General features: G+C 63.6%; 18 protein-coding genes. 14 read left to right on the forward strand and 4 right to left on the reverse strand.

Translation table 11 applies throughout. From position 1 onward, the window contains the following. The first annotated feature begins 214 nt into the window (after positions 1–214). The 6 genes from FIV42_RS28870 (at position 215) to FIV42_RS28895 (ending at position 7945) form a co-directional block, all read left to right on the forward strand. Positions 215–3973, forward strand: a complete 3759-nt coding sequence (locus FIV42_RS28870; RefSeq protein WP_168211015.1) for a CARDB domain-containing protein — start codon at positions 215–217, stop codon at positions 3971–3973. A 40-nt stretch (positions 3974–4013) separates the two neighbouring features. After that, positions 4014–4949, forward strand: coding sequence for a metallophosphoesterase family protein (locus FIV42_RS28875; protein WP_141201059.1), 936 nt, complete (start codon positions 4014–4016; stop codon positions 4947–4949). 17 nt (positions 4950–4966) lie between these two features. Further along, on the forward strand, positions 4967–5881 hold the full coding sequence (locus FIV42_RS30455) for a hypothetical protein (protein ID WP_168211016.1): 915 nt from the start codon (positions 4967–4969) through the stop codon (positions 5879–5881). Then, positions 5881–6696: a hypothetical protein gene (locus FIV42_RS28885; RefSeq protein ID WP_141201060.1), complete on the forward strand. Its 816-nt coding sequence runs from the start codon at positions 5881–5883 to the stop codon at positions 6694–6696. The genes FIV42_RS30455 and FIV42_RS28885 overlap by 1 nt, the downstream gene beginning before the upstream one ends. Then, a complete protein-coding gene (locus FIV42_RS28890; protein WP_141201061.1) occupies positions 6693–7223 on the forward strand; it encodes a DUF1285 domain-containing protein in 531 nt (176 codons plus the stop codon). The genes FIV42_RS28885 and FIV42_RS28890 overlap by 4 nt, the downstream gene beginning before the upstream one ends. Positions 7224–7303: 80 nt before the next feature. Continuing rightward, positions 7304–7945, forward strand: a complete 642-nt coding sequence (locus FIV42_RS28895) for a hypothetical protein (protein ID WP_141201062.1) — start codon at positions 7304–7306, stop codon at positions 7943–7945. Here the strand turns inward: FIV42_RS28895 and FIV42_RS28900 are convergent. The 3 genes from FIV42_RS28900 to FIV42_RS28910 all read right to left on the reverse strand — a co-directional run bounded on the left by FIV42_RS28900 (position 7936) and on the right by FIV42_RS28910 (position 10552). Further along, positions 7936–8625, reverse strand: a complete 690-nt coding sequence (locus FIV42_RS28900) for a hypothetical protein (protein WP_141201063.1) — start codon at positions 8623–8625, stop codon at positions 7936–7938. The two genes, FIV42_RS28895 and FIV42_RS28900, sit on opposite strands and share 10 nt — an antisense overlap. A 125-nt stretch (positions 8626–8750) precedes the next feature. Then, a complete protein-coding gene (icd, locus tag FIV42_RS28905; RefSeq protein ID WP_390619688.1) occupies positions 8751–10022 on the reverse strand; it encodes an NADP-dependent isocitrate dehydrogenase in 1272 nt (423 codons plus the stop codon). Positions 10023–10228: 206 nt separating this feature from the next. Then, complete coding sequence (locus FIV42_RS28910) at positions 10229–10552, reverse strand: hypothetical protein (protein WP_141201065.1); 324 nt, start codon at positions 10550–10552, stop codon at positions 10229–10231. A gap of 100 nt (positions 10553–10652) precedes the next feature. Here FIV42_RS28910 and FIV42_RS28915 point away from each other — a divergent pair, with 100 nt between their 5' ends. The 8 genes from FIV42_RS28915 (at position 10653) to FIV42_RS28950 (ending at position 17002) form a co-directional block, all read left to right on the forward strand. Continuing rightward, positions 10653–11729, forward strand: a complete 1077-nt coding sequence (locus FIV42_RS28915) for a 1-aminocyclopropane-1-carboxylate deaminase/D-cysteine desulfhydrase (protein WP_141201066.1) — start codon at positions 10653–10655, stop codon at positions 11727–11729. A 5-nt stretch (positions 11730–11734) separates the two neighbouring features. Next, positions 11735–12196, forward strand: coding sequence for an arsenate reductase/protein-tyrosine-phosphatase family protein (locus FIV42_RS28920; protein ID WP_246099116.1), 462 nt, complete (start codon positions 11735–11737; stop codon positions 12194–12196). Between the two features lie 76 nt (positions 12197–12272). Next, positions 12273–13073 carry a YebC/PmpR family DNA-binding transcriptional regulator gene (locus tag FIV42_RS28925; protein ID WP_141201068.1) on the forward strand — a complete coding sequence of 267 codons (801 nt, stop codon included), beginning with the start codon at positions 12273–12275 and terminating at the stop codon, positions 13071–13073. Positions 13074–13106: 33 nt separating this feature from the next. Continuing rightward, entirely contained in the window at positions 13107–13592 is a 486-nt protein-coding gene (ruvC, locus tag FIV42_RS28930; protein ID WP_141201069.1) for a crossover junction endodeoxyribonuclease RuvC, read from the forward strand. Between the two features lie 77 nt (positions 13593–13669). Next, a complete protein-coding gene (ruvA, locus tag FIV42_RS28935; protein WP_141201070.1) occupies positions 13670–14269 on the forward strand; it encodes a Holliday junction branch migration protein RuvA in 600 nt (199 codons plus the stop codon). A gap of 50 nt (positions 14270–14319) precedes the next feature. Beyond that, on the forward strand, positions 14320–15441 hold the full coding sequence (gene ruvB, locus FIV42_RS28940; RefSeq protein WP_141201071.1) for a Holliday junction branch migration DNA helicase RuvB: 1122 nt from the start codon (positions 14320–14322) through the stop codon (positions 15439–15441). A gap of 11 nt (positions 15442–15452) precedes the next feature. Next, the gene (gene folE, locus FIV42_RS28945) at positions 15453–16052 is read left to right on the forward strand and encodes a GTP cyclohydrolase I (protein ID WP_141201072.1); all 600 of its coding nucleotides are present in this window, start codon (positions 15453–15455) and stop codon (positions 16050–16052) included. Next, a complete protein-coding gene (locus FIV42_RS28950; RefSeq protein WP_141201073.1) occupies positions 16049–17002 on the forward strand; it encodes an NAD(P)/FAD-dependent oxidoreductase in 954 nt (317 codons plus the stop codon). The genes folE and FIV42_RS28950 overlap by 4 nt, the downstream gene beginning before the upstream one ends. Before the next feature lie 35 nt (positions 17003–17037). Here the strand turns inward: FIV42_RS28950 and FIV42_RS28955 are convergent, their stop codons facing one another. Beyond that, entirely contained in the window at positions 17038–19794 is a 2757-nt protein-coding gene (locus tag FIV42_RS28955) for a hypothetical protein (protein ID WP_141201074.1), read from the reverse strand. Positions 19795–19874: the final 80 nt, after the last annotated feature.

The raw sequence follows: 19874 nt of genomic DNA on the forward strand, positions 1-19874 counted from the left end.
GCGCACCCTGCTTCAGGGACCCTCATGCGTCGTTTTCACCCACAGAATTTGTACTTGCGGCGGGGTTGCTTGCATTAGCAAGCGGCTTTTATAAGTATCTTAACGCTTATAGATATTTCGGGCGCTTGTGCCCACACGCTGTTTGGCGGAAAATCCGTCATCGGTAGACCGATTAGTAGTGTGCTTGTCGCACGATTTTACGATGAGGCATTTGATGACGAAGGTACGAGCGATGTTGCTCGTGTTGCTGTTGCTTCCGCTCGCCCTGGTGAGCACGAGTTGTGGCGGCGACGACGGGGAGAAGACGGCCGAGGTCGAAATCACGTCCATCGAGCCGGCAAGCTCCTATCCGGGCGTCGAGACGGCGATCAGCTTCACGATCACCCCCGGCGAAGGCACCAGTGCCAGTGAGTTGAGCTGGACGGTCGATTTTGGCGACAACCAAACGGCCTCGGGCGAAGAACTCGAAGACACGGTCACCCATGTCTACGAAAACTCGGGGCAGTACCGCGTCGAAGTCGTCGCTCTGGCCGGCGGGTCCGAGGTTGGCAGCGCCACATCTACGGTGCGCGTGCTCGCGCCGGTCGACCTGGCCATAAGCGAGACACGCGGTTCGCCGGCGAACGTGCAAACCGGTGACACCCTGACGGTCTCCTTCGAGGTGGCCAACCAAGTCGCCGGCGCCGTCGAGTCTCCTTTCGATGTCTCCGTCTATCTTTCTCCCTCGGCCAGCGTGACGGTCGATGACCTCGAGGGTTTGCCCCTTTTGGCGACCACCACGGTATCCGCCTCCCAAGAGGGTGAGCCGGTCATCGCTGCCGGTGAGTCCGTCAGCGCGGGCTTGTCCGCCGAGGTTCCCTCCGACGTGAGCAGCGGCGATTATCACCTCGTCAGCTGGATCAACCCCGAGGGCCAGCTCGCCGATTCGGAGCCGGGCAACAACCTCGACGTCGCCCAGGGCATCGTTCGCGTGGAGAACCCCGACGAAGTGCTCCCCGACCTCGCCGTCACCGACGTTCTTATCATTCCCGACCGCGCCTTCCCGACGCTCAACCAATTGACTCGGAGCTTTACGGTCGCCAACCGCGGCAACGTCGAGGCCTTCGACGTCGTCGCCAAGGTATGGTTGTCGCAAGGCGACGCCGAGCTCGACGAAAGCTCCGACATGCTGCTCGAAAAGACCGACCCGTTCAACGTTCCGCCGAATGACAAAGTCGTCTTCGATCCCGAGGAGTTCGTCCTCGACAACGAAATCGCGCCGACACCGGGCGAAGAGCTCGAGGTCTACATGATCGTCGAAGTCGCCATTCAGGGCGACTCGACCGAGGCGAACCTCGACAACAACGTGGGCGCCTCGCCCAACCCGACGGTCGTCTCCGACGAGCGCGTCGACGGCACCGACATCGTGGTGCGCGACTTCAGCGTCACGCCCAACAGCACGTTCCTCGACGGTACCCTCGAGGCGACCCTCGTCGTGGCCAATGAAGGCACCCTCGACGCGAGTTCATTCTTCTGCGGCATCTACCTGGGTGATGAGCCGGCGGTGAACACCGACTTGGACCCGCGACTGAGCAACATCAACATCAGCGGCATCGACAGCGACACCGAGCAGACCATCGAGCAGAGCTTCGTGGTGCCGGCGCTGTATGACCCGGGCACCTACTACATGTACGTGGTCTGCGACCCGCTCGGCGCGCTGTCCGAGCCGTACCGCAGCAATAACCAGAAGGTGTACCTCGAGCCGGTGACCATCACCGACGAGGCCGACGTCGACCTGTATGTCGACTCGCTGACGGTGCCCTCCACCGCCAACGAAGGCGACACGGTCGACCTGACGGCGACGATCTGCGTGTCGGGCTCGAACCCGTCGGGCACCACTCGCGGCCGACTGTGGCGAAGCCCCAACGCGGCGCCCGACTTCACCGAAGACCCCATCGCTGAGTTCGACATTCCGAATATCAACCCGGGAGGCTGCGAGGACGTCACCATTCAGACAGACGCTTCGTGTGCAGACTTCGTCGCCGAGTACGGCTACGCCATCGAGGTCGACTACCAAGACCGGCTCCCCGAGTCCGACGAGGACAATAACACCGCCACCGGCAGCAACCTGCTCGACGTGAGCGGCGAATTCTGCTCGTGCACCGCCGACGCCTATGCCAACGACGCCTCCAACCAGCCGCTGCCCCTGACCGCGGGCCAGTTCTCCGACGCAGTGTGTGACCCGGAGATCTGCGACTGGTACGCCGCCGACTTGCAGCAAAACGAAAGCCTGCTGGTGACGACGACCTTCGACGCCAACCAGGGCCAGCTCGAGACGCGCCTGTACGATTCGAGCGGCAGCAACGAGCTCGACAGCAGCGTGGCCGACGGACGCCAAGAGGTCGCCACCTTCTTGGTGCCCAGCGCGGGCCGCTATCTGTTCAAGGTGTGCGGCGAGACGCCCGACATCCAGAATCTGTACGACGTCGACGTCGAGATTTTGTCGCCCTCACCGGGCGTCGACGTCTTGCCCCGCGAGCTCGAGGTGCCCCAGCGCGACTCGTTCTCGATTGGCGCCCAGCTCGACATCTCGTTCCGCGTCTACAACATCGGCCAAACGGCCACCTCGGGCGCCTTCGACGCCAACCTCGTGATCAGCCCGAACGACGTGATTGGTGACGGTGACGACATCCCGCTGCAGCCCACCTCGGTGAGCGTAAGCCAGGTCTCGGGCGGCGGCAGCAAAGACGTCAGCGCCACGGTCGAGATTCCGACCTCGGTCAACGACGGCGACTACTATATCGGCGTGCAGCTCGATATCGCCGACGGTGACACGACCAACAACGCGGTCGCCTCGAAGATGATCACCGTCGAGACGCTGTGCTACGACCCGCTCGAGCCCAATGACAGCTTCGCCGACGCGCCATCGATGAGCGCTGGCTCGTACAGCAACCTGACGGCTTGCACTGCGGCCGACGACTACTACAAGCTGTGCGTCCAGAACGGTAAGAAGTTCACCCTCCGCGCCGACTTCTTCGACTCACAGGGCGACATCGACATCGAGCTATTCGACCAGCAGCGCCAGATCATCGACAGCTCGGCCAACTCCGGCGTCGATTCCGAGTCGGTGTCGGTCGACTATGTCAACGGCGACCAGTGCTACTACGCCCGCGTCTACCTGTTGACGCTGCAGCAAGACCTGCAGACTAGCTACGACATGAGCATCAACGTCTCCAACGTCGACCCGTCATTGCAGTGCGACGGCTACTTCGAGCCCAACGACACCACAAGCTCGGCCGCCAGCCTGCTGGCCGCCCTGCAGCACACCAACACCCTGGACCGCTGCCCGGCCAGCGACACCGACTACTACTACGTCTCGCTGTCGTCGGGGCAGACGGTGTCGCTTCGCGGCCTCCTCGAGCCGAGCACACAGGCAGGCACGCTTCGCATCCAGCTGTATCAGCCCAACGGCACACCCGGGCCGAATATGGAGACCGCTCCAGGCGCTCCGGTGGCCGAGATTGCCAATTACACCGCCCCCACAAGCGGCACCTATTACCTGCAGGTGACGCTCAGCGGCACGCAGCGCCGAGCGACATATACCTTGGAGGCCGACGGTATCGGCGGTATCGATCTAGAGGCGTCGAATCTGTTGATTGGACCCGGCACGTATCGTGCCAATGATGAAGTTCGCTTCGGGTTCGACCTCGCCAACCTGCGGTCCGACCCGGCGACGGCGCCGACGTACACGGTGTGGCTGGGAACCGCGCAGGCCCACGACCCGAACGCCGACATCCAACTGGGCAGCTTCAGCCTGTCGAGCGATGTGGCGGGCAACTCCTCGACGAGTATCGCCGACCGGGTCGACCTGCCCTCGAGCGGACTGTGGGATGGCACAGGTTATCTGCACGTGGTCGTCGAGGCCAATGGGCAGACCGACCCGAACCCTGGCAACAACACCACGACGACTACCATTGATTTGTCGACCAATTGATCTCGTTGTTTGAGCTGTCGACCAACTCCAAAAGTGCACCATGAAAATCGGACACATCTCCGATCTCCATATCCTCAAGCTGGACGACCCTCGCCCGTGGGAGTTCTTGAACAAGCGCCTGGTCGGTGGGGCAAACCTGCTGTTCAAGCGCTCGAAGAGCCACTCGTCGAGGGTCGTGCGCGAGGCCTTACGCCACCTCGACGAGGATTGCGGGGTCGATCACATCGCCATCACCGGTGATCTATCGAACCTCGCCCTCGCCTCCGAGTTTGCCGAGGCTGCCGATATTCTGGCCGAGATCCCCTTCTCGGAGGAGCGCGTCAGCGTCATCCCGGGCAACCACGACTATTACACCCGGGAGACCGAGGCGAGTCGACGCTTCGAGCGCTACTTCGCGCCGTATATGCAGTCGGATATGCCCGGGTACCGCACCGAGTCGGGCTATCCGTTCTGTCAGTTCAAGAACGACGACATTGCCATCATCGGAATGAAATCGGCGGTGCCCACGCCGTGGTTCTTTGCCACCGGCGAGGTCGACCGCATGCAACTCGAGGCGACCGCCGCGCTGCTCGACGACCCGAAGGTGCGCGACCGCTTCAAAATCGTCATGATCCACCACCATCTGGTGCCCTTCGAGCACAGCCGCGTGGAGTACAGCCGCCGACTGATCAACGCCGACGAGGTGCTCGAGATGCTTCGCTGGCACGACGTCGACCTGGCCATTCACGGGCACAACCACCACTTTGCCACCATCGAGGTTCCCCACCTGCGTGGCAAAGGCACCCTGCGTATCTGCGAGGCGGGAAGCACGTCCATCGGCAGCTACGAAGACCCGTATTTCGGCGGCAAGTTCAACGTCTATCACATCGAAGACGGCCGCCTCCTCAAAATTGAGACGCACCTCTTCGAGAGCCACGACGTCGGCTTCGTCCAGTGGAAGGAGCAGGCATTCGAACAGCAGATCGCGGCCTCCTGAACCCACGCGGCGAACCGATGACCGACGGCTTCACCATTTCTGATCTGGCAGCGATCCTCAGCCTGGAGACCGACGAGCGAGACGCGCACGTTGCGTTCGGGCGCCACGGCCATTCGGTCGCCGTGCCCGGGCCCGTCGTGGAGCGTTTTGCTCCCGCCACCGTGCTCGGGCGGCACCTGGCGTACGGCGCCCTCTTTGGACTGCGTCTGGCGATCGACCGGGCCGCATGTGGATTCGACGTCGCCCAAGAGCGCCCCGAAAAGCCCGCGCAGGTCTACCACCACCACGAAATCCCGTCGATTTACGGCGACCGCTTGCCGCGGTTGGTGCCGCAGCTGACGCTCGAGTGGTTCGAAGCGCTGACCGGCGAGCAGCCGGTGTCGACCGGCTGGATCATCGACGGCTTGCAGTTCGTGTACATTTTGGAGACGGGGAAGTTCCTGCACGTGCTCTGCGAGAGCGACCTCGAAAAGATGGAACTCGGGCGCGACAAGCTGATTCGCGACGCGCGCCACGCGCTCTTCTATGACTCGTACAAGCTCAAGCCGCGCGAGAAAGAGCGCACCGACGGCGGTCTGATTCGCATCTTTCGTACAGCGGAAGGCGTCACGGCTGGTCGTGTGATGTTGCTGCCCGACTTCGACTACGACGCCGCCCGAGCGCATGGCTGCTTTGCCATGCCCTCGCGCGACACGATGGTCATCGGTCGGCCCTCCTCGAAGGAGCACAGCGACGAGGTGTTCGAGCGCGTAAGCGAGGTCACCGTCGATCTGCTCGACTCCGAGGCGCTCCCGCTCTGCTCGCACGTGCATCGGATGGACACCGACGGCGTGTCTGCAGGCGAGTTCGCAGGTGACGACAAGCTCCCCGCGTCGAGCGAGGCAGTTTCTTTGCCCGACGACGCCACAATCGAGAACACAAGGAACGCGTGATGGCAGACGAAAACAGTTGGCTGGAGGCTCTCGAGGACAAGCTCGTCGAGCGTCGTCTGGAGGTCGAAGACGTCGAGGGCACCCTCAACGTCAAGGCCGGCAAGGGCGTCATTGCGGCCAAGGCCAATATCGACCCCAAGCCGTTGTGGGCGGTGCTGTCTGACACGGCCCCCGAAGGCAGAGAGCGCCTGATTGCCGGTTACGCCAGCGGCGTCAAACATGTGCTCATGGAACCCCGGCGCTCCGATGCGAGCGAATGGGATTACGTGAAGACGGCCGGACGGCTCTTGCCCAACATCGAGGTGCACACCTTTGTGCTCGGCGCCGAGGCGGCCGCCGGTGAGTCCCCCTGGACGATGGATTTCCACGAGGACCTGGTGCTCGCCTACTTCGTCGACTTGGATATGGGAATGCGCGTGCTCACCCAGAGTCAGGTCGAGGGTTGGTCGGCCACCGAGAACCGCGTCACGTCGGCCGCGCGAAGCCTGCTCTTTCACAAGTCGCGCAGCTTGAAGACGAGCAAGCTCGACGACTTTGAAGGCGTCGAAAAGATCCACACCGGCGACGGCTACGACGCCATGCGCTGCATCGTGGTCGCCGACCTCTTCTTTGGCGACTTCGACGACAGCTACCGCTTCTCGATGCCGACCCAAGACGCCCTGCTCTTCACCCGCGGCGACGACGAGGCGTTGGTCGACGCGCTGCGCACCGCCACCGACGCACATTACGCCAAAGCCGACTACCCGCTCACCCGCTCGATCTACGCATTCGAAACTGGACGACCCGTGCTCGCCGAACCGAGGGCCAAGCAATGACGGACGAACCGAACGCCGACGCTAGCCAAGACACCGACATCGAGATCGACGAGACGCTGCCGGAGACGGTCAAGAAGTTCCTGCGCCAGGGATACGAGCTCGAGGAGATTCGCCTCGACGCCACCGGCAGGTGGACACACGAGGGGCTCGATTTCGAGAACTCCAAGATCACCGACCTCTTCAGCCGAAACGTCGGCCGCACCGAAGGGGGCACCTGGGTGCTCGAGATCGGACGGTTCACCTATCCCATCACGGTCGACGACACCGGCTTTTTCGTCGAACGCATCCAGCTCGACGAAACCCCGCCCAAGCTGCATCTGTCCGACGAGACCACCGAAGAACTCGACCCGACCACGCTGGAGTACAAGCCCGAAGGCCGGCTCTACTGCGAAGTCAAAGGCGGCGAGTTCCGCGCGCGCTTCAAAAAGCCCGCCTACTACGCACTCGCCGACCATTTCGTCGAGGAAAACGGCACGATCTACGTCGAGTTCGGCGACGAGCGCTACGAGCTGACCGACATGGAGTGACGGTTGCTGCGCGAGTCGATGTCTACTCGCGCCGCGTCGTTCGACAGCGGAACGCGCGTCGCGTATCCTCCCGTCCACCATTGCACCCCACCATCAATGAAGGGCGGGACGTGAAGTACAGCAGCAGTCGCATGGTTGTAGCGCTTCTGAGCGCATGCGCCATCTCCTCAGCCAATCTCGCAACGGCCGCGGCCGAGACGCCCGAAGCGCCCGCACCGTCGTGGCTGTCGGTTGACGCCCTCATCGGGGTTTCAGTCGGCCAGTCGAACGTTCGAGAAGGCCAAGATAGTTCAGTGCGCGCGGACCTCCGCTCCCCCGCATTCGATCGGCCGAGTTATTGGTCGGTCAGCTACCTGTTCGTGCCCAAGGCGACGTTCGGCGAATTCGAATTTGCCGCGAGCTTGCTCCTGGAGCAGTGGATGAGCGACCAGCCCAACGCGGAGGCTGCGTTCGAGCTCGGTGAAACTCTGCTGCACGCGCGTTGGAAGGGATACGAAGCGCCCGAGGCGGGCTTTTCGGCCTCGCCTGCGGCGACCTTCGTGTTGCCGACCTCCAACCTGCACGAGAGGTCTCGGCTTTGGGTCGGTGCGGAGTTAGGCGTCGACCTGACGCAGCGATTGCACGAGCGCGTGCGACTCGGCGCAAACGTATCCTATCGCCAGAATTTTCATAACACGCCAGCCACAGCTACTGAGCCGATGGCGCGGGCGTTTTACTGGTAGCCGAACGCCTCGAGGTCCGCGGCGGAGCCGTCCGCGGCGAGGATGAACCCGCAGGTGGTCTCGCCTTCGCTAGAGACCACGCACGAGTGATTGGCTCCGTCGATCACCGCGCCCGGTTGCTGGGCGAGTTCGGCGTTCAGGAACCCGGCGACCCTCTCGGCGGGCTCGCCGGTAAAACGCACGCGCAGCATCTTCTTGCCGTCGCTTTCCTCTTCGGAGACGGTGGTCTCGGTCACGACGATCTCCTGCTCACTGGCACCGCCGGCTTCGTCGTAGCCCAGGTGTTCGAGATCGTAGCCCTTGCCCTCGGCGTCGAGGATTTGTCCGCACGTCGTCTTCGAGTCTTTGCTGACCACACACCCCATATTCTCGCCCTTGATGACCCCACCAGCCTCGGCGGCGAGTTCGGCGTTGACGAGCTTTGCCAGCTTAGGGGCGTCGTCGCTGCGAATCAGCACGCGCAGATACTCGGCATCTTCCTCGCTCGTTTCAGCTTCGGCGGCTTCCTGATTCTCGGCAGTCGGCTCGCCTGCCTCGTCGGCAGCCGTGGTGGACTCTTCTGTCGTCGAGCTCTCCTCGGCAGCCTCGGTCTGCTCGTCTGTCTGGTTTTCCTTCTTTGTCGAGCAAGCGCAAACAAGTGTTGCGGAAACTAGCAAAGTCAGCAGGTATCGAGTCGACATCGGTTCCTCATCCAAATCAGTATCAATTAGGCCATCAGTATGCGGGACACTCTACAAAAAAGCCCGGAGCGTTTGAACCGCTCCGGGCTTTTCTTGTGCTCTATGTCAACTCATGTCGACCGAGATCACATGTTCTTGATGATCTCTTCGCCGAACTCGCTGCACTTGAGCTTGGTGGCGCCTTCCATCAGACGCTCGAAGTCGTAGGTGACGCGCTTGTCTTGGATGGCACCTTCGATGCCCTTGACGATGAGCTCGCCAGCCTCGTCCCAGTTCATGAATTCGAGCATCATGACGCCCGACAGGATGACCGAGCTCGGGTTGACCTTGTCGAGACCGGCGTACTTGGGCGCGGTGCCGTGGGTGGCCTCGAAGAGCGCCAGGCCGGTGTTGTAGTTGATGTTGGCGCCCGGAGCGATGCCGATGCCGCCGACCTGCGCGGCCAGCGCGTCGGAGATGTAGTCGCCGTTGAGGTTCATCGTGGCGATGACGTCGTACTCGTCGGGGCGGGTCAAGATCTGCTGCAAGAAGGCGTCGGCGATGACGTCTTTGACGATGATCTTGCCGGCTTCCATCGCCTCTTTCTGCTCGGCGTTGGCGGCGTCGCGGCCCTTCTCTTCGTTGGTCTTGTCCCACTGCGCCCAGGTGTAGACCTTGTCGCCGTACTCTTCTTCAGCCACCTCGTAGCCCCAATCTTTGAAGGCGCCCTCGGTGAACTTCATGATGTTGCCCTTGTGCACGAACGTCACGTTGCGACGGCCGCGGGCAAGAGCGTAGTCAATGGCCGAGCGAACCAGGCGCTTGGTGCCCTCTTCGCTGATCGGCTTGATGCCGATGCCGGAGGTCTCCGGGAAGCGAATGGTGCTGACACCGAACTCGTCCTGCAGAAGACCGATGAGCTTCTGAGCTTCGTCGCTCTTGGCCTTCCACTCGATGCCGGCGTAGATGTCTTCGGTGTTCTCACGGAAGACGACCATGTCGACTTTGTTCGGCTCTTTGACCGGGCTGGGCACGCCTTGGAACCAGCGCACGGGGCGCACGCAGGCGTACAGGTCGAGCTCTTGGCGAAGCGCGACGTTTAGCGAGCGGAAGCCGCCGCCGACCGGGGTGGTCAACGGGCCTTTGATGGCCACGAGATGCTCGCGGATGGCGTCGAAGGTGTCCTGGGGGAGCCACTCGCCTTTGACTTCTTTGGCTTTCTCACCGGCGTAGATCTCTTTCCACTCGATCTTACGCTCACCGCCGTAGGCCTTCTCGACCGCCGCGTCGAAGACCGGCTGCGCCGCCGCCCAGATGTCCGGGCCAATACCGTCACCCTCGATGAAAGGGATGACCGGGTTATTCGGCACGTGAAGCTCGCCGTTTTCCTTCTTTTCGATTTTTTCGCCCATGATAATGCCTCCAGATGGGTTGGTGGTAGGATTACGTTGGTCAGCCGTGCGTGCTATAGCGCACGTGGAGGCAGGCGTGCAAGCGAGACTCCTCCCCGCGGCGGGGAGGTGGCGGCGGAGTGAAACGGAGCCGCCGGAGGGGGCCGCAGCACCGGTGCCCCTCCGCCTCGTAAACCGTAAACTGAGCTCGGCACCTCACCACTGGGGCGCGGCTACTCGATCCCGAAATCCTTCTTCGTCGAGAACTCCGGCTCGCCCTCCTCGGACTGGTACTTCTCGTGGTCGTCGAGATCGCCCACGTACACGCCCAAATTCGAAAATGACATCGGCTGATGGTTATACTCGGCCGTCTGCTCGTCGGCGAATACGTAGTTGACGTGCTCGAGGGGCTCGCCGTCGTCGGTCTCGCCCGACTGCTTCTGCTTGACCCAACCTTGAAGCTCGTCGCTGGGGACCAACGTCTTGGACTTGTCGAACTCGCGGTAGACCCACATTGTCTTGTTCTTCTTATCGTAGCGCGTCTTTTTGTCAGCCATTTCAATATCTCCTCAAGTAAGTAAACTGCTCGACGATAGCGATCCGCGTATCAGCGCATCCGCGACTCGAGACCCCGAAACCCGAGACCCTAGAGTCCCAATGCTAGCCCTCTTTGAAACACTGCCGTCGACCCAAACGATTCCACACGCCGAGCTCGGTCAGTTTCCGACGCCCGTCGAAAAGCTCGACGAGCTTGGCGATGAAGTTGGGGTTGAGTCGCTCTACGTCAAGCGCGATGACCAGTCTGGCACAGTCTACGGGGGCAATAAAGTGCGCAAGCTGGAGTTTCTGTTGGGTCAGGCGCGGGCCGAAGGCTACGACGAGGTGTGGACGGTAGGCGCCATCGGAAGCCACCACGCGCTGGCCACGTCCATCTACGCTCGTCAACTCGGTCTGACCCCCTCGGTGCTTCACTTTCCCCAGCCGGTGACCGACCACGTGCTCGACAACTTGCGCGCCATCAGCACCACCCAACCCAAGCTCAAGCTGGCCACCCACAAGGTCCAGCTGCCGGTCGAGGTGGGCAAGATGAAGGTCAAGCAGTGGCTGTCGACGGCCAAAGACGTCTACTATATCCCCGGTGGCGGCTCGTCGCCGGTCGGCGTGCTCGGCTACGTCAACGCCGCGCTCGAGCTCCAGCAACAGATCGACGCCGGCGAGTTGCCCGAACCGGACGTCATCTTCGTGGCCGCCGGCACCTGCGGTACCCTCGCCGGGCTGATGCTCGGCTGCCGCCTCGCCGGCATGAAGACCGACGTCGTCGGCGTGCGCGTGGTCGACAAGATTATGGCCAACGCGACGATGACGGCACACCTTGCGAACAAGGCCGGCAAGATTCTGACCGAGCATGGCGTCGAGGACGTCCCGCGCATCTCGAGCTCCGAGGTGACCATGCTCGACGACTATTTTGGCAAAGACTACGGCGTGCCCACCGACGCCGGCATGGAGGCGATCGCGCTCGCCAAGGCCCACGGGGGGCTGAAGCTCGAGCCGACCTATACGGGGAAAGCCTTCGCCGGGCTGCTCGGGGAGCGCGAACACCTTGAACTTGCTAACAAAAATGTGTTGTACTGGCACACGCTCAGCAGCGCCGATTTGAGCGAGCGCATCGCCCAGGCCGACGTCGAGCACGACCTTCCCTCCGAGTACCAGAAGTTCTTCGAGACATCCGCGTGAGCACCATGACCAACAAGAGCAAAACCCGACGCATCGTCTTTGTCTGCAGCGGCAATATCTGTCGCTCCCCCCTCGCCGAGGCGATGGCCAAGCCGATGCTCGAAGAGCGCGGCATCCCCGCGGTGGTCATCTCGGCGGGCACCCTCGGCCTGCAGGGGCGCTCGGCGGCGGCCAACTCGGTCACCGTCGCCGGCGAAGTGGGCATCGACCTCGAGGGGCATCGCTCCCAGGGCGTCTCCATCCCGCTCATGCGCATGGCCGACCACATCGTGGTCATGGCGCCGCGCCACGAGGCCGAGCTCGTGGGCAAAGACCGCGGGCTTACCGGCAAGATTGTCCGGCTGTGGGAGTATCTCGACGAAGATCTGGACCATATCCCCGATCCGGTCGGTCAGGATGTAGAGACGTTTCGGGTGATGCGGGACCGTGTGCAGGAGGCGTTGGAGCGGTGGATTGGGAAGTTGTAGGGGTTTTGATTTTTGATTGAGGGTTGTTATGGGTTTGCGTGTTCACAAACACGCCCACCTACACGAGGACCAAGCCATGGCAGGCCACAGTAAGTGGAGCAACATCAAGCATAAAAAGAAGAAGAAGGACCGCCGGCGCGCCAAGGTCTGGAACAAGATCATCCGCGAGCTGACCGTCGCCGCGCGCGAGCAAGGCGGCGACCCCGAGTACAACCCGCGCCTTCGGCTGGCCATCGAGCGGGCCAAAGACGCGAATATGCCCAAGGACAACATCGAGAACGCCATCAAGCGCGGCACCGGCGAGCTCGAGGGGGTCGACTACGAGGAGAAGACCTACGAGGGCTACGGCCCCAACGGCGTGGCGGTCTTCGTGGAGACGATGACCGACAACATCAATCGCACCGTCGCCGAACTCCGCTACATCTTCGACGAGCACGACGCCAGCCTCGGCGAGGACGGCTGCGTGGCCTGGCAATTCGAGCGCAAGGGCCTCATCCAGGTCGACGCGGGCTCGGTCGACGACAAGGACGCCTTTTTGCTCGAGATCATCGAGTACGGCGGCCAAGAGATGGAAGAGTCGACCTACGAGAGCGACGACGAGGACGGACCCGATGAAGTGCCCGTCTACTCGGTCTACACCGCCTTCGAGGCATTGCACGACGTGCTTGATGAGCTCGAAGCTGCCGGGTACAGGATCCGCGACGCAACGCCGGTGCGCGTGGCCAACCAGACGATGGGGCTCGACGACGACGCCCTCGACGCCTTCTTGGCGTTCTACGAGGAGCTCGACGACCACGACGACGTCCAAGAGATCTACGTCAACTTAGAGGTCGACGGCGACGCCGAGCTCGACGATGTTTTGGCCGCCACGGGCTAGATTCGGCAAGATTCGACATCTGAGAGGTCTTCTGTGCTCATACTGGGTATCGACCCGGGCTCCCGCTACACCGGCTACGGAGTCGTCCGCAAATCGGGCAGTGAAATCATCTATGTCGCCAGCGGGCGCATCAACGCCGCGCGCGCCGGCGACCTCTCCGAGCGCTTGCCCGTCATCTACGAGGGCATCTGCGAGATCATCGAGGAGTTCGAGCCGGCCCAGTCGGCCGTCGAGTCGATCTTTTTCGCCAAGAACGCCATGTCGAGCCTCAAACTCGGCCACGCCCGCGGCGTCTCCCTGCTCGCCCTGCAGATGGCCGACGTCCCCCTGCACGAATACCCTCCCGCCTCGGTCAAACAGGCGGTGGCCGGCCACGGCCGCGCCACCAAGGACGAGGTCAACCGCATGGTCAAGATGACGCTTCGCCTCGAGGGCGAGCTCGCCGAGGACGCCGCCGACGCCCTCGCCGTGGCCATCTGTCACTGCCAAGCCGCCGGCTTTGCCGACCGCCTGAAGTAAGCTGCTCAACATTTGCAGATTCGCCCCGCCGGTGGTACTGATACATTCGTTCAGTTGTTGTATCTTCGAGACGCCCCATGATCGCCAGACTCAAAGGCCAGCTCCACCTCCTCTCGCTCAACTCGATCATCGTCGACGTCAACGGCGTGGGCTACCACGTTCAGGTGCCCACCGGCACCGCCGGGCGCATCAAGGCCGGCGACGACGGCGAGGTCAGCATCCAAATCCACACCAGCGTGCGCGAAGACGCCATCACGCTGTACGGGTTTGCGACCGCCGAGGAGAAGCGCCTCTTCACCAAGCTCACGTCCGTCTCGGGCATCGGCCCCAAGCTCGGCCTGGCCGTGCTGTCGGACCTGAGCCCCTCGGAGTTCATCCGCGCGGTGCGCAACAGTGACGTCAAAGCCCTCAAGCAGGTCAGCGGCATCGGCAAGAAGACCGCCCAGCGGGTGATCTTGGAGATGAAGAGCTCGGTCGACGAGTTCGAGTTCGCCGAGCTCGCTCCGGCCACGCCAGGCGCGACCGATGGCATCGCCGACGATCTTCGCTCGGCGCTCGCCAACCTGGGCTACGCCGACGCCGAGGTCGACAGCGTCGTCAGCGTCATGGCCGACGATCTCGACGATGGCGCCGACCTCGAGCCGCTTCTAATGGACGCCATCAAAATGCTAAGCTGACCCGATGCGAAGCTGACCGCCCCCGCCGGTTCCACGAGGAAGTCACACGGATGTCGAACGACTCGAATATCGAACGAAGCAACGTACGTCGAAGCCCCGACGCGGTCGCGTCTGCGCCCGAGGATGCCCCGAATAGTCCAAACCAGCGCAATCCGAACCTGGAGCGCGCGGCCACCGAAGACGACGAGTCGATCGATCGCTCGCTTCGGCCCCAATCTTTCGACGAGTTCGTCGGCCAGGACTCCATCAAGGAGAACCTGGGCGTGATGGTCCAGTCGGCCAAGATGCGCGAGGATACCCTCGACCACGTCCTCTTGTGCGGCCCGCCCGGGCTGGGCAAGACGACCATGGCGCATATCCTGGCGCGCGAGATGAACGCCAATATCCACGTCACCAGTGGCCCGGCGCTCGAGCAGAAAAAAGACCTCGCCGGCATCTTGAGCTCGCTCGACCACGGCGACATGCTCTTCATCGACGAGTGCCACCGGCTCAACCCGGTCATCGAGGAGAACCTCTATCCGGCGATGGAGGACTACTACTTCGACATCGTCATCGGAAACGGGCCGCACGCGCGCAGCATGAAGCTGTCGCTGCCGCCGTTCACGATGGTGGGAGCGACCACCCGCGCAGGGCTCGTCTCGGCGCCGCTTCGCAGCCGCTTCGGCCAGGTCGCCCGCCTCCAGTACTACGACTTTTCCCAGCTCAGCCTCGTCATCCGACGCAGCGCCAAGCTGCTCGAGATCGGCATCACCGAGACCGGCGCCCACGAAATCGCTCGGCGCAGCCGCGGCACGCCGCGTATCGCCAACCGGCTGCTTCGCCGCGTGCGCGACTACGCCATCGTCGACGGCGACGGGCATATCGACGGAGACCTCGCCGACTACGCGCTGGCCAAGCTCAAGGTCGACGACGCCGGCTTCGACGACCTCGATCGACTTTACCTCGAGGCTTTGACGGCCAAATTTGGCGGTGGCCCCGCCGGCCTGAGCACCCTGGCCTCGGCGATCGACGAAGAGAAGGATACCATCGAGACGGTCATCGAGCCGTATCTGCTCCAGCAGGGCTACATCCAGCGCACGCCCCAGGGACGCATGGCCACGCGCATGGCCTTCGAGCACATGAACGTGCCGATCCCGCAGAATGGGTCCAATAACCAGAACAAGCTCTTTTAAGTGAGTCACTCATGTCAGATGAAGCCGTCGAACACGCACGCGCCCTGCTCCACGCGTTGGGCCTCGACGAGACGGTCGATCCGGAGCTACGCACCGCTCCGGAGCGATTCACCGAGCTCTTGAAGACCATGTTCTCCGGGGTGACCGACGAGCCGCCGGTGCTGAGCACCTTTCCGGTCGAGGCGACGGACACCTCCTCGGAGAGCCGCCCCGACAACGACGCCGCGCTCGAGCCGGTCGTCCTGCTCGACCTCCCCTTCCAGAGCATGTGCGTGCATCACCTGGTGCCGATGTTCGGCTCCATCGACGTCGCCTACGTGCCGCGGGACCGCATCGTCGGCTTCGGCAGCATCGGACGCGCCATCGACTTCGTGTGCGCCCGCCCGCAGGTCCAAGAGCGCATCGTCACGCAGCTCGCCGACCTCATCGAGCGACACCTCGAGCCCGAGGGCCTCTTGGTGCGCTGTCGCGCCCGCCAGCTGTGCATGGAGATGCGCGGCGCCAAAAAGCGCGGCACGCTGGTGTCGACCGCCTCGCGCGGCTCGCTTCGCTCCGGCGAGCGTCGCCTCGAAATCATGCGCCAGTTCGCCCAGGCTGACTCCGCGCTATGAACGCCCCCAAGGCTCAGACCGACAAAGTCGATACGGACTGCGTGATCGTCGGCGCCGGACCGGCCGGCATCAGCGCCGCCAAGTGGCTGCTCTCCTTTGGCGTCCCCTTTCGCTGGTTTAGCACCGACGGCGACGTGGGCGGGCTCCTCCACCGCGTCAGCAACGCCATCCACAACTATCCGGGCGGGCATTTCGGCTCGGGGCTCGACCTCGTCGACGCGCTGCGCGCCGACGTCGCCGACCTCGACGACACATCCCCGGTCGCCGCCCACGTCCGCCAACTGCGCCTGTCGGACGGCCGCTGGCACGCCACCTTTCTCGACGCCGCGCCTGTGAGCGCCGACTCGGTCATTTTGGCCACCGGCACCCGCTACCGCACGCTGGGCGTGCCCGGCGAAGACGAGGCGATGGGCGACTGCGTCAGCCAGTCGGCCACCGCCGACGGCGAGCACTACACGGGCCGCACCGTCGCCGTGGTTGGCGGCGGCGACGCCGGCTTCGAGAACGCCCTTCGCCTGGCCGAGCACGGCTGCAACGTGTGGATGCTGCTGCGCAACGACCAGTTCAAAGCCCGCCCCCATTTTGTCGAGCGTGTGGAGGCGAACCCGAATATCGAGTTCTACCCCTTTCCGACGACCGTGACCGAGATTCGCCCCGGCGAAGGTGATGACGCCTGTCGGCTCATCCTCGACGTCGCCGGGCGACGCCAACTCTTGGACGTCGCGTGTCTGTTCGTGCGCATCGGCGTCGAGCCGGTGCTCCCGGCCATCATGCCGTCGCTCGAAACCTCCGGCGGCTTCGTCGTCGTCGACTCCCACCAACAGACCTCGGCTGACGGCCTCTTCGCCGCCGGCGACGTGACTGACTGCCTGCTGCGCTCGGTCGCCACCGCGGTGGGCGCCGGAGCAACCGCCGCAAAAGCCGCGGCGCTCCGGCTCGGTTACCTGTAAGTACAGCCTACTGAGCACAGCCCACTGAGCACAGCCTACTGCAGGCTGCACTCGATCATGCTGCCGACGACGAGCGACCATTCTTCGGGGTCGTCGCTCGTCTTCTCACTCCAGAAGAACACCAACCCCTCCGGACCGCTCGCCATCTGCGGGAAGTTCGACGACCCGCTGGTCATGCCGAACTGATCGAAGCGCATCGGCTTCTCGGTCGGCATCCCATCGGCGTCGTGTCGGTAGAGATCCCGGTTGAGCGTGCGCAGCCTTCCGTCGACGACCTCCACATCGATGCGCTCACAGTAGTTGTAGCTGCCGCCGTGACTGAACTCGACCAGCGGAGCACTCCCCTCGAGCTGCAACGACGCGTCCAACGCGACGACTGTCGGGCGATCACTGCTCGACTGGCCGCCCCACACGACCCAATAGCCGCCGCCGGGCCGCTGAACGATATTGGCGTGCGCGGCGTGATAGATGTCCGCGTCGACGCTGAACGTCGTCGTCTTGTTGGCGCCAATCTCGATGGGCGTGCCTTCGACGGTGCCGTCCAAGCCGATCACCGCCGCCTCGAGCAAATAGCGCTTGTCGCCCGAGGAGCTGCCGTCGTCGGGGTTGGCGCGGCTCGACCACACCCCGAGCCATCGGTCTTCGTACGGCGCCAGCGTCAGCCCGCGAGCTTTCGCGTCCAGATCGCCTACCTTCACCGACGCCGAGGGCGCCTGCAAGGCCTCGTCGAAGACGCGGAAGCCTGCGTAGTAGCCACTGTCGTACTCGTCCCAGGTCACTGTAAGCTCTCCGTTGCGGTGAAAGACGCGGGGGAACTCGCCGCGTCCGACTTCCACGGGCGGCTCGGTGCGCGGCTGTCCTCCGTCGAGTCGCTGGATGTAGACCCGTCCACTGCTGTCCCAGACCACCCAGGTGGCTTGGCCGTCGGTCGCGGTGTCCGGCGTCTGCTCGGCATAGGCGCCGAGCCTGACGGGCGTGCCCTGCACCGTGAAGTTCGAGTCGATCTGGACCGTCATCAGCGAGCCGCCGCTCGATCCGAGCGTGCGCTGATTCCAGAAGAGCTGCCACCCGCCGTCGACCGGCGTGATGTACGGGTGATAGGCGGCTTCGCCGTCGAACGGAATCCGCAACTCCTCGACGAGGGGCATGTCGTCGACCAGGCCGTTGCAGTTGTTGTCCAGCCCGTCGCACTGCGGCACGTCGCCCAGGGTATTCGGCACGCACGTCGGCCCCGTCTGCGTGCAGGCGTACGAGCCCTCGCCGCACACGCCCGGAAGACCGGTGGCACATTCGCCATCGGGCGCCGGTCGGTCCTCGATGAGTCCGTCGCAGTCTCGGTCCCAGCCGTCGCAATGCGTGGCCGGCTCTCCGCAGCTGTCTTCTCGTACCGGACACGCAATCGGTCCGCCGCGCAGTTGATAGCGCTTGCTGCCGTCGGCTTGTCGGATCGAGGTGGCCCACAGCCAACCGGCGTTGCTACGCGCCGTCGCGATACCCTCGATACGACACTCCTCGCAGCCTTCGATGGCCGACGACTGCGGGAGCTCGAGCCCGCTCTCCGCGCCGACGTCCGGCATGCCGGGCTGACCGTCGCGCGTCCAGGCGTAGACTTTGGTCATGTCGTTGCCGAACGCCGTAATCCCTCGGCCGTTCCAGAAGACGTCGAGGTTGCGCGCCCCGTAGGTATCGATGGGCATCTCGATGACGTCGGTGCGCGGCGCGCCCTCTTTGTCGAACTCGCGGCCAAACAACGACGAGCCCGCCGCCCACACCGCCAAGAACCCCGCGTCGACGCTGAACAGCCCCAGCGCTTTGGTGCTCTCCTGTTGGTCGCTCACACTGATCGGCTCGACGAGTTCGCGGCCGTAGTGGTCGTGCAGGTGGAGCTTGGGTGCTTCGTCGGCGTTCGTGCTCGACAACACGCCGTATCGGTCGGGCAGCGTGGCAAGTTTCAAGTCGGCGCCCTCACCGGCGCTCACCCAATGAACGGCGGTGTCGAGCGGCACGCCGTCCATGCCGAGACGCGTGCCGCTCATCCGACCGTCGTAGATGCGCGCCATGAGCACGCCGCCGGCCGCCGGCAGCAACTCGATGCGGCCGCTGAAGTTTCGGCTCCCCACGAATTCGTAGGGGCCCTCGACCACGGCGCCCTCGTCAGAGACGACCACCGTGTGCAGCACACGGCCGAAGCTGTAGGCGATGAGCAAGCCCTCATCGACGGGCAACAGCGCCTCGACGATCTGTGGGTCGTCGGCGCTGACTGGGATCACCGTCGGCTCGAGATCGAATGAGCCATCGGCATTGAGTCGCGCCACCTTCATTTCGCCTGGCTCGCTGACGGTCGAGATTTGACCCCAGGCCGCCCAGACACGGTCTCCATCGGCCGCCAAAAGCGGTGGCAGCCCCAAAATATGCGATTCATCGAGCCAGAACGCCTCGAAGCCCAACGGCTCGATATTGTCGACCAGGCCGTCGCAGTTGTCGTCGATCCCCGAGCAGGTCTCCTCGCCTGGTTCGACCTGGCCTTCGCAGGCGCTCCACTCTCCTCCGGCGCAGGTCTGCGTGCCTGCCGTGCACGCGCCTTCGTCGGTGCCGCATGCTCGCTCTTCGCCGTCGGTGCACCCGCCTGCGTCGGCGTCCGCAACTTCGGTATCCGCAATGTCTGCGTCCGCATTGCCGGCATCTGAAAGGGGGTCTTTTTGCTTCGGGGCATCGTCACTGCAGGCAGTGGCGACGACCATCACGAGTAAAACGAGGAGGCTTCGCAGCCTGGGCGGGTCGACGTACTTCATACTTCCATCCTGGGAGCAAGAGAGCGCTTACAATACGGATTCACCTGTGCTTGGAGATGTCCCGGTGAACCCAAAACCAA

The organism is Persicimonas caeni (assembly GCF_006517175.1).
In the GTDB taxonomy this organism is placed as follows: Bacteria; Myxococcota_A; Bradymonadia; order Bradymonadales; family Bradymonadaceae; genus Persicimonas; species Persicimonas caeni.